The following is an 18907-nucleotide window of genomic DNA, read 5'->3' on the forward strand; positions in this document are numbered from 1 at the left end:
CGGCATTTTGTGCAAAATGGCGGCAAACCTACCAAAATGGGAAATCACTATGGACGAAATGGATAATCGACTGATCGGGGCGCTGCGCCGCAATGGTCGCGCGTCGCTGTCAGAACTGGCGGCAGAACTGGGCGTGACGCGCAGCACCGTGCGCACAAGGCTTGACCGGCTTGTCGCGGGGGGTGAAATCGTGGGCTTTACGGTTGTGACCCGTTCTGACATGCGCCCTGATCCGGTGCGCGGATTGATGATGGTTGAAATCGCCGGACGCGGCACCGAAAAAATCTGGAGAAGCCTGACCCGCATGCCGCAGGTCCAAATGGTGCATTCAACCAATGGCACATGGGATCTGATCGCCGAGATCAGCACTGCCACGCTTGAAGAATTCGATCAGGTGCTTTTTGCGATCCGCAGGCTGGAAGGGGTCACACGTTCCGAGACGAGCCTGCTTTTGTCGACACGCCGTTCAGCCTGATCGCTGCAATCCAGAAACCAACAAGGACAAACGAGAAAATGCCGTTCCAAGTGGGCATGGATAGGGACAAGAACGCCCAAGACACCTGATCGCACATGATCACTTTGGGGCCAGTGACCGCCAGCAAATCGGCGCCACCCAAACCGTCAAGCCCGCCATTTCCGGTGCAGCTTGTCGGGCCTTCCCACCAGTCGCGTTCAACCCCCATGTGGAAAAACCCGATGCTGCCGGTTATCGCCGCTGCCAGCGCCCCCAATGCGGGTAATAGCACACCGCGGATTTTCCACGCCAAAACACCGATCAGAATTGCCGCAACATGTGGCCAGCGCTGCCAAATGCACATCGCACAAGGCGGGTAGCCAAGTGCCTGAAATGCGAACGCGCCGGCCATCAGGGCCGCAGATCCGCCTGCCGCAAAAAGCACCATCAAATTACGTGTCATACCAGCCCCACAATCGCGAACCCGCCCAGCAGGAGCACGCAAAAAAGAATAAACATCAGCCCCAAGCGGCGTTCGATAAAGTCGCGGATCGGTTCCCCGAATTTCCACAACAATGCAGCGACCAAAAAGAACCGCAGCGCACGTGCGACAATGGCGGAAATCACAAAGACGGGGAATGACAATTGCGTCACGCCTGACGCGATCGTGATCACTTTGAACGGGAAGGGGGTCACACCTGCGGTCAACACGGCCCATGCGCCCCATTCATTATACTTCATCGCGAATTCTTCGAAATAATGACCCTTGCCATAGAAATCGAGGATCGGCTGGCCGACGCTCTCCATCAGGGCAAACCCGATGTAATAGCCAAACATCCCGCCCAAAACCGATGCCACGGTCGCAACCGCCGCGATCAGAAACGCGCGTGACGGGCGTGCAATGATCATCGGGATCATCAACACATCCGGCGGGATCGGAAAGAACGATGATTCCACAAAAGCCACAATCGCCAGCGCCCAAAGCGCATAGCGCGATTGCGCCAGTGACAATGTCCATTGATAAAGGCTGCGCAGCATGTCCCACCCGTTCGTTTTCACATGCGTTAGGCCACGACGGGCGCGCCGGGTCAAGCGCGCGGAATAATTACACGATTTTGCATTCGACCAATTGACGCCGCCCGCGCACCGCATTAGGAGGTCCGCACTGGCCGATGTGGCGGAATGGTAGACGCAGGGGATTCAAAATCCCCCGATGGTAACATCGTGAGAGTTCGAGTCTCTCCATCGGCACCAGTATTACCTAATAGCTTTCCGATCCATCCAATCGCGGCATGGGCGCGGCATTTTTGCGGTCCAAAACAGGTAATAATGCGTCAAATTGAAGGTTTTGTGCCTATTTCATATACTTACGCATTATTAAGCAGCGGCTGATATTGATTGCAGCGTTCATCAGGTGTTATCGACATTAATGTTCGTTCTGGGTTTGAACGGCTTTTTTTACGAGTTATATGTACAAAATGGGATGTTTGAAATGACCATGCCAACCGACAATCGCCCATCCGCGAGCGGCGCGCTGCCGCATGATGCGGACGACCGGCCAAATACAATTGTGCCTTGCTTTACGCCCGGAACCGCCATCGCCACACCGCGCGGTGAAGTTCTGGTTGAAAACCTGACCGTCGGGTCCCGCGTTTTGACGCGCGACAATGGTATCCAGCATATTTCCTGGGTCGGGCACAAGGTTGTCAGCGCCAACGACATGTCAATCACCCAATCCATCCGCCCGATTACATTTAAGGCCGGATCATTGGGCGGCGGCCTGCCCGAACGGGATATGATGGTATCGCCCTTCCATCGCATGTTGGTCGTGTCGGAAATGGCACAAATGTATTTCGAACAAAACGAGGTGCTCGTCTACGCCAAGGACCTGCTGCGCTTGCAAGGGGTCGGCATTGGTCCGATTCAGGAAACAAAATATATCCATTTCATGTGCGAACATCATGAAATCGTGCTCTCGAACGGGTCATGGACCGAAACATTCCAACCCGGTGACCATTCGCTCAAGGGGGTAGATGCCCCGCAACGCGAAGAATTGTTCCGCCTGTTTCCGCAGCTTGCGACAATCGAAGGGCGTCGGAAATACCGCGCCGCACGCAAGACCCTGCAACAAAAAGAAGCCAAGCTGCTGCTTAGGTCCTAGCGCGCCATTTGGCCCAGTCTACGGGGCTATCCAGATCCAGCAGGGCTTGATCGCCGATCGGCACCAAATGCACAGGCTGCGTTGCAATGATCGCTGCCGCCCCCTGATCGCCGCGAAGCTGCGCAAATGCGGGACGCAGGCTTGCATCAAAAATCACCGGGTGACCGGGCTTTTTTGCCCGTGTCGATGCGCGCCAGACTTTGGCCGCGGGGTTTTCGCTGCGGGCGCGCAATACCGCGTTCAGATCGGCGGTTTGAACTGCGACCAGATCGGCAAGCATGACCATAAACGCGTCAACCTGCGGCAGGGCGCAAACCCCTGCGCGCAGGCTTGCGCTGATACCTGTCGCGCCATCGGGCAGGGGCACCATTTGCGAATCCAGATCGGCAATAACGCGCGCACGCGGATGGTCCATTGCCGGCAGCGTCACAAAAACAGCCTGACCTGTAGCAAGCGCACGGCAAACCTGCGTGCGGATCAATGGCTGGCCATCAACAGTTTCCAATAGTTTGTCACGCCCGCCCATACGGGTTGATCCACCCGCTGCCAAAATCACAATCGGGCAGGGTGTCGCGGTCACGTCAAGGAATGATGCGCGTGTATTTGGTGCCTTCAAGCGTTGCGCCAAGCCGCAATCCCGTTTGCCCGAACACCACCGCAATCACCGGTGACAGCGATGTTGTTGTTTCGGCGCGCAGCATTTCGCCTTGGTTGCTGACGGCATATTCGATGTCGGCACCAGCCGCCCAGCCCGGAGACTGGCGGAATTCCATCAGCGCGTCTTGGGTCATGAAAAACAGGACATGGCTATATTGTTGTGCCCCGATTTGCAGGCCCGCGCTACCCGAGGCCGCGGAATAGTAATCGACGGTGGATTCGCCAATGCGCAACGCCCCGCGTCCGAACGATCCGCCAAGCCCAAGTCCGACTTCGGTGATCAAAGGCATGACCAGCATGCCGTTTGCACGGCTCGCCAAATCGCGCACGCCCGGGTAGGATGTGTAAAGCGCGTTCAGCGTGGTATCGACACGTGCATCAATTGTGCTCGCGCCTCCGCTGCCAATTCCGTTACTACAAGCGCCCAAAGTAGTCGTTGCTAATGCACCAAGCGCAAAGCTGCGTCGTGTGAAAGTGCTCTTCATAATTTCCGCCTTATCTGCCTAGATTGAAACGTTTCCCGTTTCTTATGGTGTGAATTATAGGCAAATCTTCGCAGACTGTCACCCATTGGTTTAAGAATTGGCGCTAGGCGTTCAACAATCGCGCAGCTTCTGGCGCAAAATATGTCAGCACGCCGTCACAACCTGCGCGTTTGAACGCCAGCAGGCTTTCAAGCATCACAGCTTCGCCGTCGAGCCAGCCGTTTTGCGCCGCTGCCTGCAACATCGCGTATTCGCCGCTGACCTGATAGGCAAATGTCGGCACGCCAAAGCCGTCTTTGACGCGGCGACAAATGTCCAGATAGGGCATGCCGGGTTTGACCATGACCATATCCGCGCCCTCTGACAGATCGCGTTCGACAAGTCGCAATGCCTCATCCGCGTTGCCGGGGTCCATTTGGTAGGTTTTCTTGTCGCCTGTCAGCGCGGCCGATGCGCCCACCGCATCGCGAAACGGGCCATAAAACGCTGATGCATATTTCGCCGTATAGCTCAGGATTGCGACATCCTGATGCCCTGCCGATTCAAGCCCTGAACGGATCGCGGCGATGCGCCCGTCCATCATATCGGAAGGGCCAAGAATATCGGCGCCCGCATCTGCCTGCGCCAGCGCCATCTTGACCAGCGCGTCAACCGTGCGGTCGTTCACGATCTTGCCGTTTTCGACAAATCCGTCGTGACCGTTGATATTATACGGATCAAGCGCAATATCCGTCATCACAGCGATTTCGGGGGCGGCTGATTTGATCGCGCGGATCGCCTGATTGGTCAGGTTGTCAGGATCCCACGCCATGGCACAATCTTCGGTGCGTTCCGCCATGCCGGTATAGGGAAAAATGCACATCGCGCGTATACCAAGCGCCTGTGCCTCAATCGCGGCCTTAGCCACGCGGTCAACCGTTTTGCGGGTCACGCCGGGCATTGAAGCGATCGGCGTTTCGGCATCCGTGCCTGCCATCACAAATACCGGCCAAATCAGATCATCCACGCTTAGCGAATTCTGGCGCACAAGTGCACGGATACTGGCCGATTTGCGGTTGCGGCGCAGGCGGGTGGCCGGAAAGGGGGCGATCGTCGGTTTCATGTCAAAGCCTTTGTCAAATGCTGCTGCCTTGGTCGCACGGTTTTTTGCGCGCTACAAGTCTGGGCATCCGCGCGACAGGTCGCTAAGCTGCGGCATAAGAACTGAAATGATTGGGACAATTCCTTGGATCCAAACGACATATTTTCGCAGATACTCAGCTTTCGGACATTTTCGAACCTTTGGTATTGGCTTGCTGTCGGCGTGTCTTGGATGACTGCCTGCTACTGGGTCGCTGGCGTGCCGCTTGACATGATCCATCGCGCGCGCCGGCAAGGCGGTGAAGCGATGCAGGATCTTGAAACGCTGGTCGCGGTCAATGTGCAGCGTTTGAAGATGTTTTCACAAAGCGACAGGATGGCATCTGTCGGATTTGCCGCCTTTATCCTGACAGCGATCACGGTTTGCGCATTTTTCTATGAACTGGAAGTCGCAAAGGGGCTGTTTTTCCTTGTCGTGCCGATTTCTGTCGCGATGGTGGTCAATCTCTATGCGACGATGCGTCTGGATGGTGACCCGCCCAAAGGGCGCGATTTGATCAAATATTTGCAGCGTCTGCGGCTGCTTGTACAGGTGATCGCGATGCTGGCAATTTTTGTCACGATCATCTACGGCATATTCTTTAGCCTCAACCAACCGCTTGGCTACTAGGCGGTTGACACGCGGGCCGGGCAGGGTAGGTCATCGCCATGGCAAATAGCAATCATATCACTGTTTCCGGCGCCCCCGAAGGGCATGATGCGCAGCTTATTCTGGCCGAAGCTGCCAAGGGCGTGCCGGTTGTGCATGTCGCGCGCGATGACAAACGGCTGGCAGCGATGCAGGCCGCGCTTGCGTTTTTTGCACCTGATATACCGGTGTTTACGTTCCCCGCGTGGGACTGTGTGCCCTATGATCGCAGTTCGCCAAATGCCGATGTTTCTGCCGCGCGGATGGCCACGCTTGCGGGGCTAGTGCATGGGATGCCCGAAAGGTTTGTCTTGTTGACATCGCTTGCTGCGGCAACCCAGCGTGTGCCCGCACGCGCCATCCTGCGCGAGGCCGCATTCAAGGCCACCGTCGGCAACCGTATTGACGAAGACGCGTTGCGCAGCTTTTTGGTCCGCATGGGGTTCACGCAAAGCCCGACAGTGATGGAACCTGGCGATTACGCGGTGCGCGGCGGCATCATCGATATTTTCCCACCTGGCCAGTCCGGCCCTGTGCGGCTGGACCTGTTTGGCGACGTGCTGGACGGCGCGCGCCGCTTTGATCCCGCAACCCAGCGCACCACCGAAACGCTTACCGAGGTTGAACTTGCCCCTGTGTCCGAAGTCATTCTGGACGAGGCGGCAATCACACGTTTCCGACAGAATTACCGGATCGAATTCGGGGCGGCCGGCACCGATGATCCGCTTTACGAGGCTGTCAGTGCAGGGCGCAAACACGCGGGGTTTGAACATTGGCTCGGCTTTTTCCAAGAAGACCTTGAAACCCTGTTCGATTATCTGCCGCGCGCAACCGTAACGCTTGACGACCAGACCGGACCGATGCGCCTTGCGCGTTGGGACAGCGTAAAAGACCAATATGGCACCCGTATGCACGCGCTGACCCAAAAGGGCCGTATGGATAGCGTCTATAAACCTGCGCCGCCTGCGCTTTTGTATCTTGATGATGCGGCTTGGGATGCGGCTGTTGCAGGGCACAGGGTACTGCAGTTTTCGCCGCTCAAGCAGGCAACGGGCGTGGGCGTCATTGACGCGGGCGCACGTATCGGCCGCAATTTCGCGCCCGAACGGCAGCAAGAAGATATCAATCTTTTCAGTGCTTTGACAGATCATGTTCGGGCGCGCATGGCGCAAGGGCCGGTGGTCATTGCTTCTTATTCCGAAGGCGCGCGCGAGCGGTTGGAAGGGTTGATCGCCGACGAAGGTATTCCCGAAACCGTGCTGGTCAAGGATTTCAGCCGTGTTGGCAAATCGGGCGTACATCTGGCGGTTTGGCCGCTTGATCACGGATTTGAGGCCCCCGGCCTGACCGTGATTTCCGAACAAGACGTGCTTGGCGACCGGCTGATCCGCCAGACCAAGCGTAAACGCCGCGCCGAAAATTTCCTGTCCGAGGCCAATAGCCTCACCCCTGGCGATTTGGTGGTCCATGTCGATCACGGTGTCGGGCGGTTTATGGGCATGGAAGTTGTCACCGCATTGGGCGCCGCCCATGAATGTCTGCTGATCGAATACGCCGAAGAATCAAAGCTTTACCTGCCCGTTGAAAATATCGAACTGTTGTCGAAATACGGGCATGACACAGGGCTTTTGGACAAGCTTGGTGGCGGTGCGTGGCAGGCGAAAAAGGCCAAGCTCAAGGAACGTATCCGACAGATTGCCGAACGTCTGATCCGCGTTGCGGCGGAACGGGCGTTGCGCACAGCGCCCGCGATGGACCCGCCCGATGGGCTGTGGGACCAGTTTTTGGCGCGCTTTCCCTATGTGGAAACCGATGACCAACTTGCCGCGATTGCCGATGTGCTGGACGATCTGGCCTCTGGCAAACCGATGGACCGCCTGATTTGCGGCGATGTGGGTTTTGGCAAGACCGAAGTCGCCATTCGCGCGGCCTTTGTTGCGGCGCTTGCGGGTATTCAGGTGGCCATTATCGCGCCGACGACATTGCTTGCGCGGCAACATTACCAAAGCTTTGCCGAAAGGTTCCGCGGCTTTCCGGTTAACGTGCGGCCCTTGTCGCGGTTTGTGTCCGCCAAAGATGCGGCGCTGACCCGCGACGGGATCACCAAGGGCACTGTTGATATTGTGGTGGGCACCCATGCGCTTTTGGCTAAGGGGGTGCGTTTCAAGAACTTGGGTCTGTTAGTCATTGATGAGGAACAGAAATTCGGGGTTCAGCACAAAGAGCGGCTCAAACAATTGCGCACCGATGTGCATGTGTTGACGCTGACCGCGACCCCGATCCCGCGCACCTTGCAGCTATCATTGTCGGGCGTGCGTGACCTGTCGATCATCGGCACGCCACCGATCGACCGGCTGGCGATCCGCACCTATGTCAGCGAATTCGACAGCGTCACCATCCGCGAAGCATTGCTGCGCGAACATTATCGCGGCGGGCAGTCGTTTATCGTGGTCCCGCGCATCGCCGATATGCCCGAAATGGAAGAATTCCTGAAAACGCAAATGCCCGAAATCAGCTATATCACCGCGACAGGCCAGATGGCGGCGGGTGAGCTCGACGACCGGATGAACGCGTTTTATGACGGCAAATATGATGTCCTGCTGGCCACAACGATTGTTGAAAGCGGGCTCGATATTCCGACGGCAAACACGATGATTGTCTGGCGTTCCGATATGTTCGGCCTGTCGCAGCTTTACCAAATTCGGGGACGTGTCGGGCGGTCAAAAACCCGCGCCTATGCATATCTGACAACAAAACCGCGCCAGAAGCTGACCGATACCGCGCAAAAACGTCTGCGTGTGCTGGGGTCCATTGATAGCCTTGGGGCAGGGTTCACACTGGCCAGTCAGGATCTGGATATTCGCGGGGCGGGGAACCTTTTGGGCGAAGAACAATCCGGACAAATGCGTGAAGTCGGCTATGAGCTGTACCAACAGATGCTGGAAGACCAGATTGCCGCGATCAAATCGGGTGACGCCGAAGGCATTATCGACGACAGTCAATGGGCGCCGCAGATTAACCTGGGCGTGCCGGTGCTGATCCCCGAAGATTACGTGCCTGATCTGGATGTGCGGCTGGGGCTTTACCGGCGTCTGTCCGATCTGACCACCAAGGTCGAACTCGAAGGGTTTGCCGCCGAGATGATCGACCGCTTTGGCAAATTGCCGCGCGAGGTCAACACATTGATGCTAGTCGTGCGGATCAAGGCCATGTGCAAACGCGCAGGCATCGCCAAGCTGGATGCGGGGCCTAAAGGGGCCACTATCCAGTTCCATAACGATAAATTCGCATCACCTGCGGGGCTGGTTGAATTTGTCCATGCCCAAAAAGGGCAGGCCAAAGTCAAAGATAACAAGATCGTCGTGCTGCAAGACTGGTCCAAGGAACGTGACAAGATTCAAGGTGCGTTCAATATTGCCCGCGAGCTGGCGCAAAAGCTTGCTGATGAGAAAAAGAAATAGGCCGGGTAAACCCGGCCTGATTTTTTGAGTATTTTTGGCAAGATGATATGGGGGTCAGGCTTCACCGGGGCGTTTGATCTTGGTGGTGAGCCAAAGCGCAAGGCCCGCACAGACCAGCGCGGCATAGGCCATTGGCATGGGCGTTCCGTCAAACATCAGCGCCACGGGTGCCGCGATGATGACTGCCCCAACGGTGGCCACAGCAGCGATGACAGAGGCGGCAAGCCCTGCAATATGGCCCATTTCTTCCATGGCGAGCGCATTGAGATTGCCGATTGATAATCCTGCCTGAAAGAAATTGCCAAGCACCCAAATGACATAGGCCCCAAAGCTTAGCCAATAAGGGCCGTCAAACAGGGTCACCGCGATCAGCATCAGGGTCAAGAAAATTTGCGCTGTATACATCGCCTTGATTATCGCGCGCATCCCCAGACGTACCACCAGTCGCGCGTTGATCACGCTGGCGCTTGATGCGCAGATGGCGATGCCGCCAAACCACAGGTGGAATTGCTCGCCCTTGCCGAATGTCTGGTCAAACACCTGCTGTGTCGAAGAAATCACCGTGAACAACATCCCAAACGTAAGGGTTTGCACAAGGATCGACAGGCGCGCGGTGTGGTGCATGAACATCTCGCGCACGGCGGCAATGATGGAAGTGACCCGCATTGGCCGCCGATTTTCCGGTGTCAGCGTTTCGGGCTGACGTGCAAGCAGCCACGTAAGCACTGCTGCGGCAAAGACCACAAAGGCCCCAAATATTCCGCGCCATCCAAAGCCCAGAATGATGTAATGCCCGACCGTCGGCGCAAGTGCCGGAACGATAGAAAAAACCAGCATCACAAAGGACATGATCCGCGCCATTTCGCGACCGCTATAAAGGTCACGCACAAGCGCCATCGCAACCACGCGCGGGCCTGCAGCACCAAGCCCCTGAACCACCCGCGCAAATAGCATCACCTCAAGGCTTTGCGCACGCCATGCGATCACACAGGCCAGAATATAGACAATAGCGCCGCCAACCATCACAGGTTTGCGCCCGAACGCATCGGATAGCGGGCCGGTAAACAAGGTGCCAACCCCCATGCCAAAGACAAAGCTGGTGATAATCAGCTGTGCGCGGTTCAGGTTCAGGGGCGTCAGGTCAAGCCCGATCTGGGGCAGGGCGGGCAGCATCGCGTCGATCGAGAATGCAACCGTGGCGGCTAGCATTGCCATGAGTGCAATAAATTCGGTCTGGGGGAGTCGTTTCATCAGGCAGGTCCATCAATAGGCAAAGGAACGCAGCCGGTCTGGCTGCGGGTCAATGAGATCAACCCGATTACCTATGGGGCCGCTGAAATGCGGTGGTGGTCATTGGTGTGCCAAGCTGGCCGTGGAACTGTCATGCCTCGTCCGCGATGTTTTCCATGATCTCTTTGATCACGTTGACCCAGACTTCGGGTGGTTGCGCACCCGGAACGGCGTGTTTTTGCGCCACGATGAATGTCGGCACGGAATTCACGCCCATATCGCGGCTGTGTTTGTCACGCGCGCGGATATCGGCGGTATCGGCATCAGCGGCCAGAAGTTTCGTCACTGTTGCCGCATCCATTTCGGCGGTATCGGCGATGTCGGCCAGCACTTCGTGGTTGGAAATATCGCGCCCTTCGACAAAATAGGCCTTGAACAGCAGGTCCACGACAAATGTCTGGCGCTGTTCAATCCCCGCCCAGTGGATCAGGCGGTGTGCGTCAATCGTATTAGGGGTGATCTTGATGCCGTCGAAATTGATCTTGGCACCGGTTTTTTCGGCATGTTGCACCACGGGCGCATAGGCGCGCACAGCGCCCTCTTTGCCGCCGAATTTGGTTTCAAGATATTCGCGCCGGTCCATGCCGCCCGCAGGCATATCCGGATTCAGCTGAAACGGATGCCATTCCATCACAAACGGATGGTCGGGAAATTGCAGAAGCGCCTTATCAAGATTGGTCTTGCCGATATAGCACCAGGGGCAGATCGGATCGGAAATAATATCAAGCTTGACCATTATGGCCTCCTGGCGTGTCGTATTTGGCGGGTTTGCATCAGGGTCGTGATACCATGCTGACACCAAAGAACCAGACCCAATTCCTGTGCAGCACAGCACAGTGGCATTGCGCTTGGGCGCGGCACATAGTTGCAAGCGCTTGGCGGGCCAAATAAAAGAACGGTCATGAACGAAAATGACCCGACAAACCTGATCCGTGTGGCGCATGAAAACGGCGATAGCACAATTGCGCAACCGCTTGATCTTGGGGCGCGCGTGCGCGAATTGCGCAAGGCCCGTGACTGGACGCTCGAACAGGCTGCCAAACAGGCCGGTCTGGCCCGTTCAACCCTGTCAAAGATCGAAAACGGGCAGATGTCGCCGACCTATGATGCGTTAAAAAAGCTGGCGGTTGGATTGGAAATTTCGGTGCCGCAGCTATTTACCCCGCCGTCAAAGGGGCAGGTCAACGGGCGTATGGCCGTGACCCGTCTTGGCGCGGAAGGGTCTAAGATTACAACGACTTACGAACATGCGTTGCTTGCCGAGACATTGACCAACAAGAAAATGCTGCCCTACCGCGCCCGTGTGCGCGCGCGGTCGATGGATGATTTTGACGGCTGGGTGCGCCATGACGGCGAAGAGTTTCTATATGTGCTGACCGGCAAGGTGCGGCTTTATACAGAATTTTATGAACCCATTGATCTAGGTCGCGGCGATAACGCCTATTACGATGCATCAATGGGCCATAATGTCGTGTCGATCAGCCAGGACGACGCGACCATTCTTTGGGTCACGTCGCTTGGCTAGGCAGATCTAGTTTTCGGAATACCACCAGACGTCCGGCTGCCAGCCCGGCCAGTCACCAAACACCGGCATATATGCGGGATGGTGCAGGTTCTTGTCATGCGCAATGCGTGACACATTCCATTCGTAGAACGGGATCACATAGCGACCCGCCGTCAGGATCCGGTCCAATGCGCGCACAGAGGCGACAAAATCATCCTGACTGGCCGAATTCAGCATCGCCCCGATCATCGCATCCACCGCTGGCGATTTGACCCCCATCAGGTTGCGCCCGCCCGGCGTGTCGGCATTTTCCAGACCGTAGTAAAAGTATTGTTCGTTGCCCGGTGATAGCGACACACCCCGACGGTAATAGGTCATGTCAAAATCAAAGGCGTCGGTGCGTTCTTTATATTGCGCGGAATCGGCTTGGGCGATTGTCATCGTGATCCCCATGGATTCAAGCGTTTGCGCATAAATATCCGCCATAGCCACATGTTCGGAACTGCCTTGCGACAACAGCAGTTCAAACGCCAGCGGCGTGCCGTCTACATTGGTCATCACGCCGTCCTGAATGGTCCAGCCTGCAGCTTCGAGCTGTGCAAGGGCCACGCCCATATCGGCACGGTTCCGCGGGTTCGCATCCCCTGCGGGCAGCGTATAGCCTTCGATCGTGCCGGGCAGCAGCTCATCAGCAAAGGGCGCCAGCAATTCGGCGACTTTGCCGGTTGCGGGGCCGTCGCGCATCCCCAGTGGCGAATTGCCCCAATAGGATTGAATGCGCGGTTGCGCCATGCCGGTGGCCGCGTCATTGATGATCTGGAAGTTGAACGCATGCAGCAGCGCGTCACGCACACGCCAATCCGCGAAAATCGGGTTGCGCGTATTCATCACAAAACCCGTCATCCCTGTCGGGCGACCATGCGGCAGTTCCGACTTGACCACATCGCCGGCCTGCACAGCGGGAAAATCATAGCGGCTTTCCCAGCGCGAAATGCTGAATTCACGGGTGAAATTCACTTCGCCTGCGGTAAAGGCTTCGAATGCAGGCGTTTCATCGCCGAAGAATTCCAGCCGGATTTCATCAAGATTGAACGTGCCGCGCCGGAATGGCACATCGGCCCCCCAATAATCGGGGTTTCGTTGCAAGGAAATATAACGCCCTGGTTCATAATCCGCGATCACCATCGGTGCAGAGGTGATCGGCACGATATCAAGACTGCTTTCGGCGAAATCGACACCTTCCCATTGGGCCTTTTTCAGGATCGGGCGCAGACCGGCCAACAGGGCCAGTTCGCGGTCTTCGGTGTTAAAGGTGAAACGCACGGTACCAGGACGGATTTCTTCAAGGCTTTCGACCTTATCCCAGAACCCGCGATACCTGCCATGTCCTTGGGTTCCCAGCGTTTCAAATGACCAGATCACGTCTTCGACGGTCACGGGGCTTCCGTCACTGAACGCGGCAGCGGGGTTAAGCGTAAATTCCACCCATTCGCGATTCGGTCCGGTCTCGACCGATTCGGCCAAAACACCGTAAAGCGTGAAAGGTTCGTCCAAAGTGCGCCCCATCAGGCTTTCGCCGATCAGATAGCGCAACTGCCATGGCACGCTGCCTTTGGTGATGTAAGGGTTGAGGCTGTCAAAGCTGCCGACCTCGGCGGTGACCATGCGGCCACCTGTTGGCGCATCGGGGTTTGCATAGGGCAGGGACACAAAATCATGTGGCAATGCAGGAACCCCATACATAGCTATGCCGTGCTGGGGTTCGGCTGCCGCAAATGTGCCCGCTGCCATCAGCGCGACCCCCGCGCCCAAAGCCCGCCATTTACGGTGGAAATTAACTGTCATGATTATGCTACCCCATTGGATTGAATCGCTTTTCAACTGTGACCGTAATGCGGCTTTTGTGAGTATTCAAACTTTTAGCTTGGACCCGCGCGGGGGATTGCTTATAAAGAGATCACTGCTCGATAGGTTTCTTGCCTGTATGAAACCTGCCTCAATAACTTCACGCCCGCCTTGTGCGGGCGTTTTTTTATTAGCGATCCTTGCTTGGGCTGGCCTTTGCAGTTGCAGCATGTAGAGTGAGTCGCAAAGCATTGTTACGGAGCAAAAAATCATGTCATTGACCGGAAAAACGGCCGTTATCACGGGTTCGAATTCAGGCATCGGGCTGGGCGTGGCCCGCGAACTGGCCAAAGCGGGCATCAATGTGGTGCTCAATTCCTTTACCGACCGCCCCGAAGATCACGCAATTGCTGCGCAGATCGCGGATCAGACCGGCGTGAATGCCCGCTATATTCAGGCCGATATGTCCAATGGCGACGATTGCCGCCGCCTGATCGCCGATGCGGGGGCCTGCGATATTCTGATCAATAACGCGGGCATTCAGCACGTCGCCCCGATCGAAGACTTCCCCGGTGCCAAATGGGACGCGATTATCGCGATTAACCTGACATCCGCGTTTCACACAACTGCCGCCGCAATCACCGGCATGCGCGCAAACGGCTGGGGGCGGATCATCAATATTGCTTCGGCACACGGGTTGACCGCATCGCCTTATAAATCGGCCTATGTTGCTGCCAAACACGGCATTGTCGGCCTGACCAAAACCATCGGTTTGGAAACCGCCCAAGAGCCCATCACCTGCAACGCGATCTGTCCGGGCTATGTGCTGACCCCATTGGTCGAAGCGCAAATCCCCGATACGATGAAAGAATACGACATGTCGCGCGAGGACGTGATCAAGAACGTCATGTTGGCGCGCCAACCCTCCAAAGCTTTTGCAACCACCGAACAATTGGGCGGCACAGCGCTTTATCTGTGTTCGGACGCCGCAGAACAGGTGACTGGCACCACAATCAGCGTTGATGGCGGCTGGACCGCGCTGTGATACGGATCAACCTCGCGCTTCAGGGCGGCGGGGCGCATGGCGCGTTCACATGGGGCGTGCTGTCGCGACTTCTGGCCGAAGAAGATATCGAGATCGCCGCGATTTCGGGCACCTCGGCGGGGGCGCTTAATGCGGTTGCGCTGAAATCGGGCTGGGTCACGGGCGGGCGGCAAGGGGCGATTGATAACCTTGACTGGCTGTGGCGCAAGGTCGGGGCCATCACCGACCCGCACCTGTCGGCTTGGGTGTCATCATTTGCGCCAACCGCGCATCTTTGGGCCAAGTCGCTGGAATATTCGCCGCTTTATGCCGCGTTTGATTTCACGACGCGCATGATGTCGCCCTATAGTTTTGGTGCGTTCAACGAAAACCCGCTGGCCGCGGTTGTCGATCAGTTCCACTATGACACCGTCTGCGAAAACATCGGCCCCGAGCTGCACATCTGCGCCACCAATGTCAGATCAGGCAAGATCAGAGTGTTTACCGGCGACGAGATTTCCGCAAATGCGATTATGGCATCCGCCTGTCTGCCCAGTATTTTTCAGGCCGTCGAATTTACCGACCCTGCCACCGGAAAATCAGAGGCATTCTGGGATGGCGGCTATACCGGAAACCCCGCGCTGTTTCCGCTTTTTGAAAAACACCTGCCCGACGATATTCTGATCGTCAACATCAACCCGCTTTACCGCAATACATTGCCCACGGATGTGCAATCCATCCAAAACAGGGTCAATGAAATCAGCTTTAATTCCTCGCTTTTGCGCGAATTGCGCGCAATTGATTTTGTCAAACGGCTGATCACCGAAGGGTCCGTTCCCCAAGGCGCGATGAAAGACGTGCTTGTGCATATGATCGCCGATGACGGCCTGATGAATGATTTGAACGTTGCGACCAAAACCATCGCCACACCGGTTATTCTGGAACGGCTGCGATCGGCAGGGGCGGCGGCGGCAGATGCGTTTTTGGCCAACCACAAGGCCGATCTGAACTCCAGAAGCACGGTCGACCTGACGGATATGTTCAGCTAATCAGCTTGAACGCCAGGACCCACATCACCAAGGCAATCAAAACATCCAGAACCTGCCATGCTCTGGCAGATTGCATCACTGGTGCTAACAGACGTGCGCCGTAGCCAAGCCCGAAGAAAAACACAAATGACGATGTCACCGCCCCGATTGCAAAGGCCATCTTGAGGCTTGCTGTCGTGAACTGCACCGAAATGGCGCCGATCAACCCCAGCGTATCAAGATAGACATGCGGGTTTAGCCATGTCAGCGCCGCGGCCGTTCCCAATGTTGCCCAAAGCCCCGCAGACTTTCCGGCGATCTGCATCGCATATGCGCCTTTATAAGCCGCCCAAAGCCGCATCGTGCCGTAAACGATCAAGAACGCGGCACCGCCCCATGCCATCATCTGCGGCAGTTGCGGATATTTTTCGGTAATGGCCCCGAAACCCAAAACGCCTGCAACGATTAAAACCGCGTCGGACGCTGCGCATAAAAGACACAGCGCAAAGACATGGCTACGGGTCAGACCCTGCCGCAAGACAAATGCATTTTGCGCGCCAATCGCAAGGATCAGGCTAAAGGCAGTCGCAAAGCCGGTAAGCGCGGCACCAATCACCTAAGAGGCGTCCGCAATTTCGGCTTCGGCATCTTTCTTGTTCGGATAGACAAGCCCCGCTGAAATCACGAGCTTGGCCGCGTCTTCGACTGTCATATCAAGAATTTTGACATCGCTGCGCGGCAAGAAAAGCAAAAAACCGGACGTCGGGTTGGGTGTCGTCGGCAAAAAGACGGTTACTGTGGGTTCGCCATCGGACAATTGCGCATCAATTTCACCTTTTGCATTGGTCGAAATAAACGCAATCGCCCAGATACCCTTGCGCGGGTATTCCACCAGACAGGCCTTGTCAAAAGACGTGTCGCGCTGCGAAAACACAGTCTCTGCCAGCTGTTTGGCCGCATTATAGATTGACCGCACCACAGGCATACGGTCGACAAACCGTTCGCCAATACGCAAGAACGACCGCCCGATCAGCCCTTTCCCGACCCAGCCAACAAGCATGGTAAACAGCAAAAAGATGACAACGCCGATTCCGCGCACATTAACCGTGATTTGGTCACCCGCCTCGCGGCCCAACAGCCGGTTAACCAGTTCTTCGGGTTGATAGGCATTGGGCACAAACGGCCAGACCCAGCTGTCGATCCAGCCGACAACCGTCCAGATCAGCCAAAGCGTCAGCCCGATGGGCGCCACAATAATCAGACCAGCAAGAAAATTACCCCGCATACGTGCGAAAAGATGCAACTTTGCGCGCGGCTTGTGGGGGTCGTGGATCGGGTCAATCATCTTGGGAACTCAAATATGTTTGGTCACATCTAGGCACTGCGGCGCAGCACCACAAGCCTAACGCCCATCCTTGCCAGCCAGTTTCACCATTTCGCTGGCAATTTGTGCAGCAAGCCGCGCGTTATTGCGCACAAGTGCGATATTTGCGGTCAATGACCGCCCTTCGGTCAATTCAAAGATGCGCCCCAACAGAAACGGGGTGACGGATTTGGCGCTGATCTTTTGCGCTTCGGCCTCGGACAGCGCCTGGGCGATAATCGGGGCCAGAATTTCGGCGCCAATTTCATCGGCCTGCGGGATCGGATTTGCAACAAGTTGCCCGCCCTTGAGCCCCATCGCGCTGCGCGTGATTTGGGCGCGTGCAATATCTGCGGCAGTATCCATGCGCAAAGGGGCCGGCAGGTCAGACGTGGCCGACCAAAACGCAGGCAGATAATCCTGACCAAATGCAATCACCGGCACACCCAGCGTTTCCAGCACTTCGAATGTTTTGGGCAGATCAAGGATCGCTTTCGCGCCGGCACCCACCACCGTTACCGGCGTTTGTGCCAGTTCCTGCAGATCGGCGGAGATATCAAAACTTGTCTCCGCGCCGCGGTGCACGCCGCCAATGCCGCCCGTGGCAAAGACATGGATGCCCGCCAGATGTGCCGCAATCATCGTGGCCGCCACGGTCGTGGCACCGGTGCCACCTGTCGCGATACAGGCCGCAATATCGGCGCGCGACAGTTTGGCAACGTTTTGGGCCTGCCCCAATGCATCAAGCTGCGCAGGTTCAAGCCCCACATGCAACAGCCCGTCGATCACAGCAATCGTCGCGGGCACAGCGCCGGCATTGCGCACATCATCTTCGACCAGCCGCGCGGTTTCCACGTTTTGCGGAAACGGCATGCCGTGGGTGATGATGGTGCTTTCAAGCGCCACAATGGGTAGACCCTCGGCACGGGCATGGGCCACTTCGGCGCTGTAATGGATCGCAATGGTCATAGGGGTGTCTCTCCGGAAACGTAGGTGGCCGCGGCGTTCAGCGCACGGGTAAGGGCGGCGGCGCGGTCCATGCCTGCGGCTTCGGACGCGATATGCGCCGCCATGAATGTATCGCCCGCGCCAGTCACGCGGGTGACCATAACGGCGGGGGGTGTCTGGGTGATGATATCGCCTGCGGTGCCCTCAGACGCTGATTTGCCGCCATCGGTCACCAACACGCGGTGGGCACCGCGCGCCATCAGCGCAGCGCAAGCACTGGCGCTGTCGTCAAATGTTGTTTGGCACAGCAATCCGGCTTCTTCGAGGTTCACGTAAAGCGTGGCGGACGGGTGGCCAAGCAATGCAAGCAATCGTTCTGCCTTGCCCGGGGACGCAGGTGCAACCCGAAAATCGGCGTTTTGAAACAACGGGGATCGGGCGATTGTTTGCAGCAGTTCAGTGGTCAAATTCCCGTCAAGCGCGATGGTGCCCGCATAAGGTGACTGTGCCGTGCCAAGTGCGCCGTTGGCCAATGGCCGCAAGATCTTGTCGCCTGCGGCCTCCAGAGAATGCGCGTCGGCAATCGCCGCTATCAACCCGTTTGCGCCCTCGATGGCCATATAGACATCGGTGGGCAGATCGTCCGAACGGTAGATATGGTCGCAATTCATGCCCATGCGGGTGGCTTCGGCGATCAGCTCTTCGCCTTCGGGGTCACGCCCGATGGTGGTCAGCAGGGCAGGGGCCATGCCAAAGCGGCGCAGCGTCATCGCGATATTCATCGCAACCCCGCCCGGCAGGCGCGTGATACGCCCCGGCACGTCAGAGCCTACGCGCATCGAACTGGCCGTGCGCCCGATCACATCCCAAAGGACCGATCCAATACAAAGAATGTCAGAAGTCTGTGTCATACCCCCGT

At 56.9% G+C, this 18907-nt stretch carries 19 protein-coding genes and 1 tRNA gene; 8 read left to right on the top strand and 12 right to left on the bottom strand.

Translation table 11 applies throughout. The features are described from left to right. The first annotated feature begins 49 nt into the window (after positions 1-49). Positions 50-475 carry an Lrp/AsnC family transcriptional regulator gene (locus BM320_RS06715; protein ID WP_090200436.1) on the top strand — a complete coding sequence of 142 codons (426 nt, stop codon included), beginning with the start codon at positions 50-52 and terminating at the stop codon, positions 473-475. Here BM320_RS06715 and BM320_RS06720 read toward each other — a convergent pair. Together BM320_RS06720 and BM320_RS06725 are read right to left on the bottom strand one after the other, a co-directional pair. Next, positions 426-917, bottom strand: coding sequence for a disulfide bond formation protein B (locus tag BM320_RS06720; protein WP_090198004.1), 492 nt, complete (start codon positions 915-917; stop codon positions 426-428). The two genes, BM320_RS06715 and BM320_RS06720, sit on opposite strands and share 50 nt — an antisense overlap. Beyond that, complete coding sequence (locus BM320_RS06725) at positions 914-1492, bottom strand: YqaA family protein (protein ID WP_090198006.1); 579 nt, start codon at positions 1490-1492, stop codon at positions 914-916. The genes BM320_RS06720 and BM320_RS06725 overlap by 4 nt, the downstream gene beginning before the upstream one ends. Before the next feature lie 130 nt (positions 1493-1622). Here BM320_RS06725 and BM320_RS06730 point away from each other — a divergent pair. Then, positions 1623-1708 (top strand) — tRNA-Leu (locus BM320_RS06730). A gap of 238 nt (positions 1709-1946) precedes the next feature. Continuing rightward, positions 1947-2615, top strand: coding sequence for a Hint domain-containing protein (locus tag BM320_RS06735; protein WP_242650967.1), 669 nt, complete (start codon positions 1947-1949; stop codon positions 2613-2615). Here BM320_RS06735 and BM320_RS06740 read toward each other — a convergent pair. The 3 genes from BM320_RS06740 to hemB form a co-directional block, all read right to left on the bottom strand. Next, entirely contained in the window at positions 2605-3231 is a 627-nt protein-coding gene (locus BM320_RS06740; RefSeq protein WP_242650968.1) for a nucleotidyltransferase family protein, read from the bottom strand. The genes BM320_RS06735 and BM320_RS06740 overlap by 11 nt on opposite strands. After that, positions 3197-3757 (bottom strand): lipid-binding SYLF domain-containing protein, encoded by a 561-nt coding sequence (locus BM320_RS06745; RefSeq protein WP_090198012.1) that lies wholly within the window; start codon positions 3755-3757, stop codon positions 3197-3199. The genes BM320_RS06740 and BM320_RS06745 overlap by 35 nt, the downstream gene beginning before the upstream one ends. 103 nt (positions 3758-3860) lie before the next feature. Beyond that, positions 3861-4859, bottom strand: coding sequence for a porphobilinogen synthase (gene hemB, locus BM320_RS06750; protein ID WP_090198014.1), 999 nt, complete (start codon positions 4857-4859; stop codon positions 3861-3863). Between the two features lie 123 nt (positions 4860-4982). On the opposite strand from hemB, the gene BM320_RS06755 reads away from it, so the two are divergent. Both BM320_RS06755 and mfd read left to right on the top strand, forming a co-directional pair. Continuing rightward, positions 4983-5507, top strand: a complete 525-nt coding sequence (locus BM320_RS06755) for a hypothetical protein (RefSeq protein ID WP_090198017.1) — start codon at positions 4983-4985, stop codon at positions 5505-5507. A 38-nt stretch (positions 5508-5545) separates the two neighbouring features. Next, on the top strand, positions 5546-8986 hold the full coding sequence (mfd, locus tag BM320_RS06760) for a transcription-repair coupling factor (RefSeq protein ID WP_090198019.1): 3441 nt from the start codon (positions 5546-5548) through the stop codon (positions 8984-8986). A 54-nt stretch (positions 8987-9040) separates the two neighbouring features. On the opposite strand, the gene BM320_RS06765 is transcribed toward mfd, so the two are convergent. Both BM320_RS06765 and BM320_RS06770 read right to left on the bottom strand, forming a co-directional pair. After that, positions 9041-10237, bottom strand: coding sequence for a multidrug effflux MFS transporter (locus tag BM320_RS06765; protein ID WP_090198022.1), 1197 nt, complete (start codon positions 10235-10237; stop codon positions 9041-9043). A 130-nt stretch (positions 10238-10367) separates the two neighbouring features. Next, complete coding sequence (locus BM320_RS06770; protein ID WP_090198025.1) at positions 10368-11012, bottom strand: DsbA family oxidoreductase; 645 nt, start codon at positions 11010-11012, stop codon at positions 10368-10370. 165 nt (positions 11013-11177) lie between these two features. On the opposite strand from BM320_RS06770, the gene BM320_RS06775 reads away from it, so the two are divergent. Beyond that, positions 11178-11801 (top strand): helix-turn-helix domain-containing protein, encoded by a 624-nt coding sequence (locus BM320_RS06775; RefSeq protein WP_090198028.1) that lies wholly within the window; start codon positions 11178-11180, stop codon positions 11799-11801. A 6-nt stretch (positions 11802-11807) separates the two neighbouring features. On the opposite strand, the gene BM320_RS06780 is transcribed toward BM320_RS06775, so the two are convergent. Beyond that, entirely contained in the window at positions 11808-13625 is a 1818-nt protein-coding gene (locus BM320_RS06780; RefSeq protein ID WP_090198031.1) for an extracellular solute-binding protein, read from the bottom strand. A gap of 271 nt (positions 13626-13896) precedes the next feature. On the opposite strand from BM320_RS06780, the gene BM320_RS06785 reads away from it, so the two are divergent. Next, positions 13897-14670: a 3-hydroxybutyrate dehydrogenase gene (locus tag BM320_RS06785; RefSeq protein ID WP_090198033.1), complete on the top strand. Its 774-nt coding sequence runs from the start codon at positions 13897-13899 to the stop codon at positions 14668-14670. Continuing rightward, positions 14667-15698: a patatin-like phospholipase family protein gene (locus BM320_RS06790; RefSeq protein WP_090198036.1), complete on the top strand. Its 1032-nt coding sequence runs from the start codon at positions 14667-14669 to the stop codon at positions 15696-15698. Before BM320_RS06785 ends, BM320_RS06790 begins: the two co-directional genes overlap by 4 nt. Here the strand turns inward: BM320_RS06790 and BM320_RS06795 are convergent. Genes BM320_RS06795 through BM320_RS06810 form a run of 4 tightly spaced genes read right to left on the bottom strand, consistent with a single transcriptional unit; the run spans position 15691 to position 18899 of the window. Then, a complete protein-coding gene (locus BM320_RS06795) occupies positions 15691-16293 on the bottom strand; it encodes a LysE/ArgO family amino acid transporter (protein WP_090198039.1) in 603 nt (200 codons plus the stop codon). The genes BM320_RS06790 and BM320_RS06795 overlap by 8 nt on opposite strands. Further along, a complete protein-coding gene (locus BM320_RS06800) occupies positions 16294-17022 on the bottom strand; it encodes a DUF502 domain-containing protein (protein ID WP_090198042.1) in 729 nt (242 codons plus the stop codon). Positions 17023-17079: 57 nt separating this feature from the next. Next, positions 17080-18009 (bottom strand): pseudouridine-5'-phosphate glycosidase, encoded by a 930-nt coding sequence (locus BM320_RS06805; RefSeq protein WP_090198043.1) that lies wholly within the window; start codon positions 18007-18009, stop codon positions 17080-17082. Further along, on the bottom strand, positions 18006-18899 hold the full coding sequence (locus BM320_RS06810; RefSeq protein WP_090198046.1) for a PfkB family carbohydrate kinase: 894 nt from the start codon (positions 18897-18899) through the stop codon (positions 18006-18008). Before BM320_RS06810 ends, BM320_RS06805 begins: the two co-directional genes overlap by 4 nt. Positions 18900-18907 lie beyond the last annotated feature (8 nt).

It is taken from the genome of Yoonia tamlensis (assembly GCF_900115105.1).
Taxonomy (GTDB): Bacteria; Pseudomonadota; Alphaproteobacteria; order Rhodobacterales; family Rhodobacteraceae; genus Yoonia; species Yoonia tamlensis.